Annotated in this window: 14 protein-coding genes and 1 tRNA gene; 10 read left to right on the forward strand and 5 right to left on the reverse strand. The window is 72.4% G+C overall.

All coding sequences use genetic code 11. The features are described 5' to 3' along the window. Positions 1 to 197 precede the first annotated feature (197 nt). Together MWM08_RS04850 and pip are read right to left on the reverse strand one after the other, a co-directional pair. Positions 198 to 274 (reverse strand) — tRNA-Arg (locus tag MWM08_RS04850). 25 nt (positions 275 to 299) lie between these two features. Next, on the reverse strand, positions 300 to 1,247 hold the full coding sequence (pip, locus tag MWM08_RS04855) for a prolyl aminopeptidase (protein ID WP_244458345.1): 948 nt from the start codon (positions 1,245 to 1,247) through the stop codon (positions 300 to 302). 95 nt (positions 1,248 to 1,342) lie between these two features. Here pip and MWM08_RS04860 point away from each other — a divergent pair, with 95 nt between their 5' ends. From MWM08_RS04860 to MWM08_RS04875, 4 genes are all read left to right on the forward strand, one after another. Further along, positions 1,343 to 2,092: a hypothetical protein gene (locus tag MWM08_RS04860; RefSeq protein ID WP_244458346.1), complete on the forward strand. Its 750-nt coding sequence runs from the start codon at positions 1,343 to 1,345 to the stop codon at positions 2,090 to 2,092. Between the two features lie 396 nt (positions 2,093 to 2,488). Continuing rightward, the gene (locus tag MWM08_RS04865) at positions 2,489 to 3,436 is read left to right on the forward strand and encodes a metal ABC transporter solute-binding protein, Zn/Mn family (RefSeq protein WP_244458347.1); all 948 of its coding nucleotides are present in this window, start codon (positions 2,489 to 2,491) and stop codon (positions 3,434 to 3,436) included. After that, a complete protein-coding gene (locus MWM08_RS04870; protein WP_244458348.1) occupies positions 3,433 to 4,650 on the forward strand; it encodes a hypothetical protein in 1,218 nt (405 codons plus the stop codon). Before MWM08_RS04865 ends, MWM08_RS04870 begins: the two co-directional genes overlap by 4 nt. 20 nt (positions 4,651 to 4,670) lie before the next feature. Beyond that, positions 4,671 to 5,372: an endonuclease V gene (locus MWM08_RS04875; protein ID WP_244458349.1), complete on the forward strand. Its 702-nt coding sequence runs from the start codon at positions 4,671 to 4,673 to the stop codon at positions 5,370 to 5,372. Positions 5,373 to 5,392: 20 nt separating this feature from the next. Here the strand turns inward: MWM08_RS04875 and MWM08_RS04880 are convergent, their stop codons facing one another. After that, positions 5,393 to 6,613, reverse strand: coding sequence for an ABC transporter substrate-binding protein (locus MWM08_RS04880; protein ID WP_244458350.1), 1,221 nt, complete (start codon positions 6,611 to 6,613; stop codon positions 5,393 to 5,395). 65 nt (positions 6,614 to 6,678) lie between these two features. Next, on the reverse strand, positions 6,679 to 7,437 hold the full coding sequence (locus MWM08_RS04885; RefSeq protein ID WP_244458351.1) for a molybdate ABC transporter substrate-binding protein: 759 nt from the start codon (positions 7,435 to 7,437) through the stop codon (positions 6,679 to 6,681). A 395-nt stretch (positions 7,438 to 7,832) separates the two neighbouring features. Here MWM08_RS04885 and MWM08_RS04890 point away from each other — a divergent pair, with 395 nt between their 5' ends. From MWM08_RS04890 to MWM08_RS04900, 3 genes are read left to right on the forward strand one after another with little or no spacing between them, the layout of a single operon-like run. After that, entirely contained in the window at positions 7,833 to 8,621 is a 789-nt protein-coding gene (locus MWM08_RS04890; RefSeq protein ID WP_244458352.1) for an aldolase, read from the forward strand. Beyond that, the gene (locus MWM08_RS04895; RefSeq protein WP_244458353.1) at positions 8,618 to 8,899 is read left to right on the forward strand and encodes a hypothetical protein; all 282 of its coding nucleotides are present in this window, start codon (positions 8,618 to 8,620) and stop codon (positions 8,897 to 8,899) included. Before MWM08_RS04890 ends, MWM08_RS04895 begins: the two co-directional genes overlap by 4 nt. Before the next feature lie 58 nt (positions 8,900 to 8,957). Then, positions 8,958 to 9,842, forward strand: coding sequence for a DMT family transporter (locus tag MWM08_RS04900; protein ID WP_244458354.1), 885 nt, complete (start codon positions 8,958 to 8,960; stop codon positions 9,840 to 9,842). A 7-nt stretch (positions 9,843 to 9,849) separates the two neighbouring features. On the opposite strand, the gene panC is transcribed toward MWM08_RS04900, so the two are convergent. Continuing rightward, on the reverse strand, positions 9,850 to 10,692 hold the full coding sequence (gene panC, locus MWM08_RS04905) for a pantoate--beta-alanine ligase (RefSeq protein ID WP_244458355.1): 843 nt from the start codon (positions 10,690 to 10,692) through the stop codon (positions 9,850 to 9,852). A gap of 207 nt (positions 10,693 to 10,899) precedes the next feature. On the opposite strand from panC, the gene MWM08_RS04910 reads away from it, so the two are divergent. The 3 genes from MWM08_RS04910 to MWM08_RS04920 are packed head-to-tail and all read left to right on the forward strand — an operon-like array spanning position 10,900 to position 13,741. Beyond that, entirely contained in the window at positions 10,900 to 12,111 is a 1,212-nt protein-coding gene (locus MWM08_RS04910; protein ID WP_244458356.1) for a class I SAM-dependent rRNA methyltransferase, read from the forward strand. 5 nt (positions 12,112 to 12,116) lie between these two features. Further along, on the forward strand, positions 12,117 to 12,560 hold the full coding sequence (locus tag MWM08_RS04915) for a DUF3293 domain-containing protein (protein ID WP_244460061.1): 444 nt from the start codon (positions 12,117 to 12,119) through the stop codon (positions 12,558 to 12,560). Beyond that, on the forward strand, positions 12,557 to 13,741 hold the full coding sequence (locus MWM08_RS04920) for an MFS transporter (RefSeq protein WP_244458357.1): 1,185 nt from the start codon (positions 12,557 to 12,559) through the stop codon (positions 13,739 to 13,741). Before MWM08_RS04915 ends, MWM08_RS04920 begins: the two co-directional genes overlap by 4 nt. Positions 13,742 to 13,783 lie beyond the last annotated feature (42 nt).

The following is a 13,783-nucleotide window of genomic DNA, read 5'->3' on the forward strand; positions in this document are numbered from 1 at the left end:
GGTGTGGCGCGGGTCGGAGCGGTCGAACGCCGATTCCCGCGACATTCGGTGCGGCGCCCGGCGGCCGGGCGATCATGCTGGCCGAGATTGACGCGGAGGTCGTGCATCTGGACGGGACTGCGGCATCGCCGGTGCCCCGCGGTGTCCCCAATTTGGTGTGGTCCGGGGCCGATGTTCGCTGCAGGCCGGCGGAACGGTGGTGTCCCCGGCGAGATTCGAACTCACGGCCCCAGGATTAGGAATCCTGTGCTCTATCCTGCTGAGCTACGGGGACCCACCGGGGCCGGTATACCACGCGCTCAGCGGCGCCGGAACCGTTCCACCGCGCCCACCAGCGCCGTGCGCACGCCCGGTTCCAGCGCGGAGTGGCCGGCATCCGGCACCACCGTCAACCGCGCGCCGGGCCAGGCAGCGGCCAGTTCGAAGGCCGTCTCGGGCGGGCAGACCATGTCGTAGCGGCCCTGCACGATCTCCGCCGGAATGGCCGCCAGACGGCCAATCCGCCCGAGCAGCCCTTCCTCGGGCAGGAACAGGTCGTTGGCGAAGTAGTGTGCCTCGATCCGCGCGAGGCCCAGCGCCGTGCGGTCCTGCGCGAAGGACGCGACGGTCTCGGGCGAGGGCAGCAGGGTCGAGCACGACCCCTCGTACTGGCTCCAGGCCCGTGCGGCGGGCAGGTGCACGGCCGGGTCGGGATGGCACAGCCGCTTCAGGTAGCCGCCCAGCAGGTCGTGCCGCTCATCGGGCGGCAGGTGCTCGGCAAAGGCCGCCCAGGCATCGGGGAACACGCGCCGCAGGCCCGTGAGGAACCACTCCACCTCATCCTGGCGGCCCAGGAACACGCCGCGCAGCACGCAGCCGGTCACGCGTTCTGGATGCTCCTGCGCATAGGCCAGCGCGAGCGTGGACCCCCAGGACCCGCCGAACAGCAGCCAGCGCTCGATGCCGAGGAAGCGGCGCAGCGTCTCGATGTCCGCGACCAGGTGGGGCGTGGTATTCTCGCGCAATTCGCCGAGCGGGCGCGACCGCCCTGCGCCGCGCTGATCGAAAATCACAACCCGCCAATGCCCGGGGTCGAAGAAGCGACGGTGCACCGCGCCGGCCCCGGCACCCGGCCCGCCATGGAGGAACAGCACCGGCTGGCCGCGCGGATTGCCGACCTGCTCCCAATACATGACATGCCCGCCCGACAGCGGCAGCAGGCCGGTCTCATAGGGTGCGATATCGGGAAAAAGGTCGCCGCGGGGCATGCGGGATCATGTGCCCAACCGTGCCCGGCGACGCAATGGGCTGCACCGCCGTCGCGATTCCGGCCCGGCGATTTCTGGTCTAGGATGACAGCTTCATGGCCGAGACGCCCTCCACATCGTCGCGTTCCGGCGCCGCCGGGCATGTCGCCTGCGGCGTGTGCGGTCGCGAGAGCCGTCAGCCGCCGTTCCGCCCGCCGCCGCCCGAACAGGCGCCCGACCTGGATCTGCGGCCGGGCGAACCTGTCCGCTCGACCATGGCGCGCTGGCTGCAGCAATGCCCGCATTGCGGCTATGCCGCGCCGTCGATCGCGAAGGCGCATCCGGCCGCTGCCGCCGCTGTCTCCGCCGCCCCCTTCCGCGCGCTGATCGCCGATGCCACGCACCCGCCTCTGGCGCGCCGCTTCCTCGCCTGGGCGCATGTTCTCGAGGAAACTGGCGCGCTGCATGCTGCCGCCGAGGCGACGCTGCAGGCCGCCTGGGTGGCCGACGACACCGGCAAGCCCGACCTGTCGCGATCCTTCCGGCAGGAGGCGGTTGCGCTGTGGCGGTCCGGCCCGCCGCTCGACGCCGAGCAGACGGTGCGGGTGGTCGATGCGCTGCGCCGCGCCGAGGCCTGGGAGGATGCGGAGGCCACCGCCGCCGAGCTTGCCCGCCTGTCGCCGCCCGAGGCGGTCGGCCAGGTCATCGCGCTGGAACGCCGGCTGGTGGCCGCGCAAGATGCCGGGCGGCACACGGTGGCGAGCGCACTGCCGCCGCCCTCGCGCCGCCCGCACGCGACGCATCAGCGGCGCGACATCGCCGGCGGCGGATTCATCGCCTGGCTGCGGCGGCTGTTCGGGCGCTGATCCGGCGGGCGGAATCCTAAGGCGGCGGCGTGGCCTGACCGGTCTGCCGGCGCGCGGCGTCTCCACGGATCGGCGCCGCACGACGCCGAACGCACGGTAGGTGTCGGGGCGTCCCGCCTGCCTTCTCAAGGGGCGGGCCGTGCGAGCGCCGCTGTCTGCCGACGCCTTGCCGGGCGCCACGCATGGGTCGGGACAGGCGGTGCGGCGGCCGGGGTGCGTCGTAATCCGGCATCGTCCCGCGGTGCCGGCCTGGTGCGGGACCAGCCCTGGGCCGCCTGACCGGAACGCGCGCCAAGGACGTTTCCGCGCGCGAATGCAAGCGGCGGCGGCTCCAGGCCTTGCCAGCCGCGGTCGGTCTTCGTAGCGTTATGGTATAACATCCCACGAGTAATCGCCGTGAACCGTCGCACCCTCCTCGCCCTGCCGGCGCTGCTGCCGGCCGGCCGCGCCCTTGCCCAGGCCGCGCCGATGCCCGTCGTCGCGTCCTTCTCCCTCCTCGGCGACATGACCGCGCGCATCGGCGGCGATCGCATCGCGTTGCGCGTCATCGCCGGGCCCGATGTGGATTCGCACGGCTTCCAGCCACGCCCGTCCGATGTCGCGGCGCTGCGCGATGCCCGCGTGGTGGTGCGCAACGGCCTCGGCTTCGATGGCTGGATGGATCGGCTGGTGCGCTCGGCCGGCTTCCGCGGCCAGGTCGCGACCACCACCGACGGCATTACCCCGCGCAGCATGGCCGCGCATGCGCACAACCATGCGCATGGCGGCGCCGAGCGGCGGCAGGGCCACAGCGTCGGCCCGCGCACCGTGCCCGACCCGCATGCCTGGCAGGACCTGCGCCTCGGGCAGATCTATGTGCGCAACATCGCGGGCGGGCTGGCCGCCGCCGATCCCGGCGGCGAGGCGCTGTACCGCGCCAATGCCGAGGCCTTCGCCGCGCGTCTCGCGACCCTCGACGCCTGGGTGCGCGCGCAGGTGGCCGCGGTGCCGGAGCCGCGCCGCGTCGTCGTCACCAGCCACGACGCCTTCGGCTATTTCGGCGCGGCCTACGGTATCCGCTTCCTCGCGCCGCAGGGTGTTTCGACTGAATCCGAACCCTCGGCCGCCGAGGTGGCGCGGCTGATCCGCCAGATCCGCGACCAGCGCATCACCGCGGTGTTCATGGAGAACATGGCCAACCCCGCGACGCTGCGCCGTGTCGCGGCCGAGGCGGGTGTGGCCGTCGGCGGGCGGCTCTATGCCGACGCACTGTCGGGCCCTAGCGGCCCGGCGCCGGATTACGAGGCGATGTTCCGCCATAATGTGGGCCTGCTGGTGCCCGCCATGCGCGGCGGTGCGGCGTGAGTCGCGCGCTGGTCGCCGCAGCGATCATCGCGGCGGCGCTGCCGGCTTCCGCGCAGGAGGTCCGCTTCCCGCAGGTCAACGCCGAGATCGACATGAGCATGATCGGCGTCGGCACCACCCGCGCAACCAATCCGGCGCAACGCGGCACCAGCGTCTTCCTGTTCGGCGAGGTCGCGATGGGCCTGTCGCTGACCGAGAATTTCTCGATCCAGGGCGTGCTCGCCACCGAGCCGATCGGGGAGGGTGATTCCACCGGCGGCTTCCCCAATGACGGCGTCATCGGCTTCCGCCGCCAGGCGCTGTTCATCGAACAGCTCTATGCGCAGTGGAAGCCGGACCAGGCACTGACGCTGCAAGGCGGCATCCTGGTCGCACCGTTCGGCCGCGGCTACCACGACTTCCCCGGCATCCTCGCCAGTGTGCGCGCGCACGAGGTCTACCTGGTGGACCAGTCGCTTGGCGCGGCAGGCACCTGGACCTACGTCGATGATCCGCGCTTCGGAACGCACGACGTGTCGGCGGCCATCTTCACGCTCGACCGCACTTTCCTGACCGGGACGTATCTCACGCCACGGCGCTGCTGTTCGGAACGCTACGAGCGCTACAACCGCAATACGGTCGCGCAGGGCGGGCCGGGCAACAACGGCACCTTCAACAACTTCGCCGTGGCGCTGGATGGCGACCAGATCCCGTTCCTGCCGGGCTTCTCCTACCACCTGGCCGTCATCTCGCAGGCGCCGGGGTCGGACGGGACGGCGCGCGAATGGCGCTATGCTGCGGGGCTGCGCTACGAGCACCGCTGGAATGCCACGCAGTCCACGCTGGTCTTTGCCGAGGGCGTCCAGTTCCGCAACGCCGGCGGACGCCCGCGCGTCGAGGTCGAGACGCTGTCGGCCGACCCTGAGACGGGCGAGGAGGTGTCCGCCACCGCGGAGACGACGCTCAGCGAACGCCTGACCTTCACCACGCTTGGCGTGCAGCATCGCATCGGGCGCTGGCGCGGCACGCTCGCGTGGCAGCAGCTGCGCCAGAAGCGCAGCATCGACCCCGTGCCCGGACAGGACTGGTTCGAGGGATCGATCGGGCGCGAACTCGGCTCCGGCTTCAGCCTGGATGTCGGCTACCAGTACGCGCGCATCATCGACGAGGAAACCGGCCAGCGCGGCACGTCCCATGCGGTGCTGGCGCGGCTGCGATACACCGGCGGCCTCTGATCCGTGCCACCCTGCGGCGCATGACGCCGCAGTTTCCGCCCCACTGGCTGCACCCTGGAACCGTCGCGCAGGCCCGCGCGGCGCAGGCCGAGATGGCGGCGCGCATCGTCGCGCACGACGACCTGCCGCCACGCCCCTGGCGGCTCGGCGCGGCCGATGTGTCGAACACGCGCTTCGACCCGCTCCGGCGTGTGCACGCTGCGATCGTGACGATCGATGCCGCTGGGGCGGTCGTCGCGCAGGCCGACGAAAGCCGTGTGGGGGACTTCCCCTATGTGCCGGGCTACCTCGGTTTCCGCGAGGTCCCGGCGCTGGCGGCGGCCTGGGCGCGGCTCGACCCGAAGCCGGACCTGCTGCTGGTGGACGGGCAGGGCCTTGCGCACCCGCGCGGCCTCGGCACTGCGTGCCACCTCGGCCTGGTGCTGGGTGTGCCGACCATCGGCGTCGCGAAGTCGCTGCTGGTCGGGACCACCGAGCCCGGCCCGGCGGTCGGGGATGTCGCACCGATCCTGTGGAAGGGCGCGCATATCGGCACGGCGCTGCGCACGCGGCATGGCGCCGGCCCGGTGTATGTCTCGGTGGGCCACCGCGTCGGGCTGGACACGGCGGTGGCGGTGGTGCGCGCCGCCTGCGACGGGCGGCGGCTGCCGCTGCCGATCCGCGCCGCGCATGCGGCGGCGAATGCGGTGCGGCGCGCGCAGGAGGCAGCGCGCGCGACGTGACGCGCGCGGGCGTTTCGGCGCTACCGCACCAGCGGGCAGCCGCCCTCGGCGAGTGGGCGATAGGCTTCGTTGCCAGGGATGGTCTGCACCACCTCCAGCAGGTCCCATTCGCCGCGCGCCTGGGCAGGCTGCTTCGCCTTCATGAGGTACATGTCGCGGATCACGCGGCCGTCGACGCGCAGGCTGCCGTTGGTCGTCATGAAGTCGTTGATCGGTGTCTCGCGCATCTTGGCCATGACGGGTGCGGCGGCATCGGTGCCGGCCGCCTGGATGGCCTTCAGGTAGTGCGTGACGGCGCCCCACATGCTCGCCTGGAACATGGTCGGCGGGCGGCCATGGATGCGCGCGAAGCGGTTGGAGAAGGCGCGCGTCTGGTCGTTCTGGTCCCAGTAGTAGGCCTCGGTGAAGACCATGCCCTGCGCGGTATCCAGGCCGATCGCCTTGACGTTGGTCAGCAGGCACAGCAGCGCTGCGGGCTGGATGCCACGGCGCGACAGCCCGAATTCGCCCATCTGCTTCACGATGTTGATGAAGTCGGTGCCCGCCGCCGCGATGCCCACCACGTTGGCGCCCGACCCCGCCGCGCGCACCAGGTGCGACGAATAGTCGGTCTCGCCCAGCGGCGCGCGCGAACTGCCGACCACCTGCCCGCCGAGGCCACGCAGTGCGGCAGTGGCATTGGCTTCCAGCGAATGGCCGAAGGCGTAGTCGGAGGTGATGAAGTACCAGCGCCGCCCGCCGCCCGCCATCACCGCACCGACGGTCCCGCGCGACAGCGCGTAGTTGTCGTAGGTCCAGTGCACGCCGAAGGGCGAACAGCCCGGGCCGGTCAGGTCGGTGGTACCGGCGGCGATCACCACGTCGATCTTCTGCTTCTCCCGCGCCAGGTTCTGCACCGCCAGCGCCACGGCCGAATTGCCCAGGCCGAAGATGGCGTCCACCCGTTCCTGGTCGTACCAGCGCCGCGCCACCGCGAGCCCGACATCGGCACGGTTCTGCAGGTCGCCGTAGACCAGTTCGATCGGCGCGCCGTTCACGCGCCCGCCGAAATCCTCGATCGCCATGCGGGCGGACACCACGTCCCCCATGCCCTGCTGGTCGGCAAACACGCCCGACATGTCGTCGAGCACGCCGATCTTGACCACGCCGTCCGAGATGCCCGATTGCGCGCGCCCCTCGGACGGGCGGATGGCGGTGAGCGGCAGCGCGACGGCGCCGCCGAGCAGGGTCCTGCGGTTCATGAGGCTTCCTCCGGTTGGTCGTTCTTGGGCGGCATCATGCCATGCGCAGCGGCGCCGACCAGGGGTCAGCCGACGGCGAAGCCCGCCGCGCGGAAGCGCGCCTGGCCCTCGGGCCCGGTCAGGAAGCTCAGGAAGGCCGCGGCACCCGCGCGATCCGTCGCGCGCGTCGCGACGGCGCCGAGATAGGGCGTGACCAGTTGCGCGCTGTCGGGCAGCGGTCCGACCAGCACTGCACCGGGCACAGCGATGATCTCGCTGACCTGCGTGAGCGCGAGCGCGGCGCGGCTTTCCGCCACTGCCTGTACCGCTGCGCCGCCACCGGGAAACACCAGCGTTCGCGTGCGCATCTGGTCGGCGATGCCCAGGCGTTCCACCAGGCGCGCCGCATGCGTGCCGGCGGTGGCACCGGTGGCCGGGTCGGAATGCGCGATCATCGGCGCGGCCAGGATCGCAGCGCGCAGCGCCGCCTCGGTCGAGATGTCGGGATGCGCCGCGCCGGCGCGCACCGCGACGCCGATCAACATGCGGCCCAGTTCGCGCGTGGTGGTGCCATCGAGCAGCGCATCGGCCGTGAGCCGCGCGACCTGGTCGGCGCTGTTGAGCATGAGGTCCGCGGCCTCGCCCTCGCGCAGCCGCCGCGCTGCCACGCCGGCATTGGCGGTAGCGAGAAGCACCTCGCGGCCGCCGCGTGCCGCGAAAGCGCCGGCGAGATCGCGTACCGAGGCCGCGACGGCGCCGGTGCCCAGCACGCGCACCGGCGTGGCCTGCGCCCGTGCGAGCGCGGGCGCGCACAGCCCCGCGACCAGGATGCGGCGATGAATCATGGCGTTCCTCCGAGGCCGCGGGCGGCCTTTCGCGTCAGCCTGCGCCGATGCGCAGCAGGCCCGCAAGCGCGGTGCGCGCGAAGCCGATCTCCTCGCCCTGGAAGACCACGCGGGGCAGCTCGGCGTAGCGCCGATCAGCGCCTGCAGGCCGAGGGGGAGCCCATGCGCACGGACGGCGGGTGCGGCACGCTGGACCACCAGGCCGCCCGGCACGCCGAGCGGTTTGGCAATCCAGGGACAGACGGGCCAGGTCGAGTTGCTGGCCAGGTGGACGTGGGCGGGCGCCGATTGCCGCGGCGCTTCGGATACAAGCCGCCCCGCAGCCACGCAACCGTCACGGATTGCCCTGCGCCGCGCCATGCGCAACCTTGCGGCCAGCCCCAGGAGAGAGACCCATGGCCCATGCCCTCGGCGCGCCAGCCGCGCCCGCCATCCTGCGCAATGCCGAACTCGACGCCGATGCGGTGCGCCAGGCGCGCATCGACCTCGCCGCGTGCTTCCGCATGGCCGCGCGGCTCGGGTTGCACGAAGGCATCTGCAACCACTTCTCCTTCGTGGTGCCCGGGCGCGACGACCTGTTCCTGGTCAATCCCTATGGCTGGGCATTCAGCGAGATCACGGCGTCGCGCCTGCTGGTCTGCGACTTCCACGGCAATGTCATCGCCGGCGAGGGCGTGCCGGAAGCCACCGCCTTCTTCATCCATGCCCGCGTGCACCTGAACAAGCCGCGCGCGAAGGCCGCCTTCCACACGCACATGCCCAACGCGACGGCGCTGGCGATGCTCGAAGGCCCGCCGCTGGTCTGGGCCGGGCAGAGCGCGCTGAAATTCTACGGCCGCACCCTGGTCGACGAGGAATATGGCGGGCTCGCGCTCGATGAGAAGGAAGGCGACCGCATCGCGGCCAGCATCGGCGACGCCGACATCGTCTTCATGAAGAACCACGGCGTGATGGTGGTAGGCGGGTCGATCGCCGAGGCCTGGGACGACCTGTACTACCTCGAACGTGCGGCCGAGGTGCAGCGCATGGCGATGGCGACCGGGCGCACGCTCAAGCCGGTGCCGCCGGAACTGGCGGCGCGCACCTACGCCCAGATGCGCGAGGGCGACCGCGACAGCGCGCGCCTGCACCTGGACAGCATCAAGCGCATCCTGTCGCGAGAGGAACCGGAGTTCATGCATTGACCCTGGCGTTGCTGCGTGGCGCGATCGCGGCCGCGCTGCCTGCGCTGGCCGAGGATGTTCCGCCACCGTCGCGCCGCGACAACGGCGTGTCGATCTTCGCGGTCTATCCGATCGGGCCGTCTTCCGTGACGGACCTTTCGCGATCGGAAGTGTCGAAGGATGGGCGCCCGGCGACCTGGCTGAACGGCTTCGCGCTGGATCTGACGCTCACCGCGCCGCCGCCGCCGCAGCCCGAGGCGCTGTTCCGCCTGCATCACCGCTCGGGTGCCCTCGGGTGATCAACGGATCGACCCATGGGGCGGCCGTTCTGAGCGCCGGCGCGCGCTGCCGCTTCTGATGGCGGGGCCTACGCCGCGGCCCGATGCGGCGGGGCTGGTGCTGCTGGTCGCGACCACCATCGGATGGGGGCTGAACTGGCCGGCCATGAAGCTGCTCCTGGCGGAGCTGCCGGTGCTCTCGACGCGCGCCGCGCATGGCATCCTGGGCTGCACCGTGCTGCTGGCGGTGGCGCTGCTGCGCCACGAGAACCTGGCGGTGCCGCGCGGTCTGTGGCCGCGGCTGCTGGTGGCGTCTCTGCTGAACGTGACGGCGTGGATGGGCCTTGCATCCTTCGCGCTGCTGTGGCTCTCGGCGGCTGAGGCCACCATCGTCTGCTACACCATGCCGGTCTGGGCCGTGCTGATGGCCTGGGCGATCCTGGGCGAGCGCCCGCAGGCCACCCGCATCGCGGGGCTGCTGCTGGCACTGGGGGGCCTTGCGCTGCTGGTGCTGGGCCAGGGGCTTTCGGTCGGGCTCGAGAAGCTGCCGGGCGTGGCGCTTGGGCTCGGTTCGGCGGTGCTGTTCTCGCTGGGCACGGTGGTGACGAAGCGTTGGCCGCTCGGGCTGCCGCCGACCGCTGGCGCGGTGTGGCAGGTGGGCCTGGGCATCGCGCCGCTGGCGCTGCTGGCGCTGCTGATCGACCCGCCGGCCTTCGGCGCGCTGTCGCTGCAGGGCTGGGCGCTGATCGGCTATGGCGGCGTCTTCGCGCTGGGGCTGTGCTACCTGTCCTGGTTCGCGGCGCTACGGCGGCTGCCGGCTTCGCTGGCGTCGATGGGCACGCTGCTGACGCCGATGGTGGGCGTGGCGGGTGCGGCGATCGTGCTCGGCGAACCCTTCGGCTGGCGGGAGGCGACGGCGCTGGGGCTGACGCTGTCGGGCGTCGCGCTTGCGGCGCGCGGGTGACGGGCGGTCAGCCCACCGCGATATTGTCCAGCAACCGCACGCCGCCGAGCCGCGCCGCCGCGAGCAGCCGCATCGGTCCGTCGCTGCGCAGCACGCCGATCGCCTGCAGCGTGTCGGCCTCCACCAGCGCCAGGTAGTCGGGTGCGAAGCCGGCCGCACGCAGGTCGGCCTCGCCGGCGGCAAGCACGCCGGCGACCGACGCGCCGCGCAGCATCTCCGCTGCCGCTCGCGTCATCACCTGGTGCAGCAGCGGTGCCGTGGTGCGTTCGGCAGCGGACAGGAAGCGATTGCGTGACGACATCGCGAGGCCATCCGCCTCCCGTACCGTGGCCACCGGCAGGATCCGGATCGGAAGGTCGATGTCGCGCGCCATGCGCGTCACCACCTGCAATTGCTGCCAGTCCTTCTCGCCGAAGGCCGCGACATCGGCGCTCGTCTGCAGGAACAGCTTGGCACAGACCGTCGCGACGCCGCGGAAATGTCCGGGCCGTGCATCGCCTTCCCAGCCGGCGGACGGGCCGGCGACCTCGATCACCGTCGCCGCGCCGGGCGGGTACATCGTCGCGACCGGCGGCATCCAGACCAGGTCGCATCCGGCGCCGTGCAGCTTCGCGAGGTCGCCTTCCTCGTCACGCGGATAGCGCGCCAGGTCCTCGTTCGCGGCGAATTGCAGCGGGTTGACGAAGATCGAGGCGGCCACCGCATCCGACGCGCGCCGGGCGGCGGCGACGAGTTCGATGTGCCCCGCATGCAGCGCGCCCATGGTCGGCACCAGGCCCAGGCGCCGGCCGCCCGCGCGCAGCCGGGCGGTGGCGTCGCGCAGCGCGGGCAGGTCGCGGCAGACGAGCATCGGCGTTTCTCCGGCTTGACGTATCGCATTGCGCGAGCGGGCCTTGGCCGGGCGCACCCGGCGCGCGACCCTAGCCCCTGCCGTGCCGTGACGGAATTGGCAGGGAGGATGCCAGCCATGCGCCGGCCGCGCGGCGCTGCCGTCCTGCGTCGCCGCTGCCGGACCAGACAGGCTTGCCGCGCCCGGCGCCAGGGTCTAGGCGGCGCCATGCCCGACCGTCCGTTCCTCCGCCTGCTGCCTGGCCGCGACCGCCGCGTGAAGGCCGGCCACCCCTGGGCCTTCAGCAACGAGATCACCATGACGCCTGCCGCGAAGGCGCTGCCGCCTGGCAGCCTCGTGCGCATCGAAGGCGATGACGGCGTGAAGCACGGCACCTGGCATTTCAACCCGCACTCGCTGATCGCGGCGCGGCGGCTGTCGCCCGACCCCACCGCGGCCTGCGACAGCGCCTGGTTCCTGGCGAGGCTCGCGGAGGCGCTGGCGCTGCGCGATCGCCTGTTCGATGCGCCGCACTACCGCCTGGTGCATGCCGAGGCGGATGGCCTGCCCGGTCTGGTGGTGGACCGCTATGGCGACGTGGTCGCGCTGCAGGCGAACACCGCGGGCATGGAGGCCGCGACGCCGATGATCGTCGACGCGCTGCGTGCGTTGTTCGCGCCGCGCGGCATCGTCGCGCGCAACGACAGCGCGGTGCGGGCGCTGGAAGGTCTGGCGGAGGAAACGCGGCTGCTGCATGGCGATGCCGCGGGCGCGACCGTACAGGAGAATGGGTTGCGGTTCCCGGTCGACCTGGTCGGCGGCCAGAAGACCGGCTGGTTCTTCGACCAGCGCGAACACCGCGCGCGCGTCGCCCGCATCGCGCAGGGTGCCACCGTGCTTGATGCCTTCTGCCACACCGGCGGCTTCGGGATCGGCTGTGCGGTGGCCGGCGCGGCGCAAGTGACGCTGGTCGACCGCAGCGAACATGCCCTCGCCACCGCGATGCAGGCCGCGGCGATGAACGATGTGGCCGGCCGCGTCACGACCCAGCGCGCCGAAGCGATGGACGCGCTGGAACGCATGGTGGGCGAAGGCCGGCGCTTCGGTGTGGTGATCACGGATCCGCCGGCGTTCGCCAAGGCGCGGCGCGACCAGCCGGCCGCGCTGCGCGCCTATGGCAAGCTCGCGCGGCTGGCCGCCACGCTGACCGAACCCGGCGGCTTTCTGTTCATCGCATCGTGCTCGCACCACGTGGCGCCGGGCGAATTCGCCGACGCGGTACTGTCGGGCGTGCATCGCGCGTCGCGCTCCGGCCGCGCTGGCGCAGCAGGGCGGGACGCGCGCGTCCTGCACATGGGCGGCGCTGGGCTCGACCACCCGCTGCACCCGATGCTGCCCGAAAGCGCCTATCTGAAGGGCATGCTGCTGCACCTGCCGTGATCGTCATGCCGCCCCTGCCGCATGCACGGTGCTGGACGCCGCGCCCGCTTCCGGTCGGTCCGCGGCTGGCGCGAGGGTGGCGCATCACCGACTTCGCGGCCGCCGGCGCGGTGGTGCGCGTGGGGCGGCGCTCATCCGAACTCGATCGACTGCTGCGGCGTGCCGGTGTGCGCCACGGCGCCTTCGTCGGCGCGTGGAACCCGTGCAGTCGGCGCGCCCCGCGCTGGCGCAACGACGCGGCGTTGGCGCGGCTGCGTGCCGTGGCGACGCGTCGCGGCATCGCGCATCACGATGGTGCAGGCTGCGCCGCACGTCCGGCCTGGAGCGAGGACCACCTGCTGCTGCTCGGCGATTGGCGCCGTGCCATGGTCCTTGCGCATCGCTTCGGCCAGCACGCGGTGGTGGTGGTGCGCCTGCACGACCTTGCACGGCTGCGCGTGCTGCGGTGACCGGCACGGTGCCCTTCCTGGCGGCGGTCTTCGCGGTGCGCGCGGCGCTGGGCGCGCTGTTCCAGGCGCCGGGTGCGGCGGGCCCGGTGCTGGTCCCGGAGTTCGGACTCGACTGGACACAGTTCGGCACGCTGGTGGGCCTGTTCTGGCTGCCGGGCCTGGTGCTGGTCTATCCGCTCGGCCTCGCGGCGGGGCGTATGGCGGACCGCACGGGCGTGCTGCTCGGCCTGGGCTTCCTGGTGGCCGGCGCCCTCGTCTGCGCGGCGGCAAGCGAACCCCTACTGCTGTTCGGCGGGCGCCTGCTGATGGGTGTCGGCACCGTGCTGGTCATCCTGCTGCTGACCAAGATGATGCAGGACCGCTTCCAGGGCGCGGACCTGTTCCCGGCCATGGCGGTCTATGTGCTGGGCTGGCCGATCGGCATTGCGGCGGCACAGGCGGCGCTGCCGGCGATGGCGTTGCGGCTGGGCTGGCAATTCCCGTTCCTCGTGGCCGCGCTGGCGGGCTCGCTGGCCTTCGCGGCGCTGTCGTTGGCCTCGCGACCGGGGCCGCGCGTGCCCGCGCCGGCGCCCGGTACGGCGCGGCTTTCGGGGCGCGAGGTGCGGCTGATGTGCCTGGCTGGCGCGTGCTGGGCCTGCGTGAACGGGACCTACATGGTGCTGGTCACCTTCGCGCCGCCGCTGCTGGTCGAACGCGGGCTCGGCGTGGCGGAAGCCGGTTTCGCGACATCGCTGATGTCTTGGGTGAACATCCTGGCCGTGCCGGCCGGCGCGATGGTCGCGCGGCGCGCGGGCGCGGTGCGACCGATGGTCCTGGTGTGCATCACCGGCGCTGCGGCGCTGGCCGCCGCGCTGCCCTTCGCGCCGGTCGGCTGGGGGGCTGCCATCCTGGCGGCGCATGGGCTGCTGTATGCGCTGCCGATCACGGTGTTCTCGGCGCTGCCGGCGATGGCCGTGCCCCCGGCGCGGCGTGCGCAGGGGCTCGGCGTGTACTTCATCTTCTTCTACGCGGGCTGCACCGGCTTCCCGCCGCTCGCCGGATGGTTCGCGGACAGCTTCGGCGGCGCGCGTGCGCCGGTGCTGCTGGCGGCGGCGCTACTGATGGCCGCGCTGGTGCTGTTCGGGCTGTTCCGGCGGGAGGTGGCGCGTGGGGCAGCATCCGGCCGCAGTGACAATCCGTGACCGGATGTCGTGCCGTGCGCGCTGTCGCGGGCATGCAACCGG

The sequence above is a fragment of the Roseomonas fluvialis genome, assembly GCF_022846615.1.
In the GTDB taxonomy this organism is placed as follows: Bacteria; Pseudomonadota; Alphaproteobacteria; order Acetobacterales; family Acetobacteraceae; genus Neoroseomonas; species Neoroseomonas fluvialis.

Bases quoted from the DNA above. Each gene is read 5' to 3' on its own strand.
- MWM08_RS04910 (WP_244458356.1), top strand. From the start codon at position 10,900: ATGCCCGACCGTCCGTTCCTCCGCCTGCTGCCTGGCCGCGACCGCCGC.
- MWM08_RS04915 (WP_244460061.1), top strand. From the start codon at position 12,117: ATGCCGCCCCTGCCGCATGCACGGTGCTGGACGCCGCGCCCGCTTCCG.
- MWM08_RS04890 (WP_244458352.1), top strand. From the start codon at position 7,833: ATGGCCCATGCCCTCGGCGCGCCAGCCGCGCCCGCCATCCTGCGCAAT.
- MWM08_RS04885 (WP_244458351.1), bottom strand. From the start codon at position 7,437: ATGATTCATCGCCGCATCCTGGTCGCGGGGCTGTGCGCGCCCGCGCTC.
- pip (WP_244458345.1), bottom strand. From the start codon at position 1,247: ATGCCCCGCGGCGACCTTTTTCCCGATATCGCACCCTATGAGACCGGC.
- MWM08_RS04900 (WP_244458354.1), top strand. From the start codon at position 8,958: ATGGCGGGGCCTACGCCGCGGCCCGATGCGGCGGGGCTGGTGCTGCTG.
- panC (WP_244458355.1), bottom strand. From the start codon at position 10,692: ATGCTCGTCTGCCGCGACCTGCCCGCGCTGCGCGACGCCACCGCCCGG.
- MWM08_RS04880 (WP_244458350.1), bottom strand. From the start codon at position 6,613: ATGAACCGCAGGACCCTGCTCGGCGGCGCCGTCGCGCTGCCGCTCACC.
- MWM08_RS04860 (WP_244458346.1), top strand. From the start codon at position 1,343: ATGGCCGAGACGCCCTCCACATCGTCGCGTTCCGGCGCCGCCGGGCAT.
- MWM08_RS04875 (WP_244458349.1), top strand. From the start codon at position 4,671: ATGACGCCGCAGTTTCCGCCCCACTGGCTGCACCCTGGAACCGTCGCG.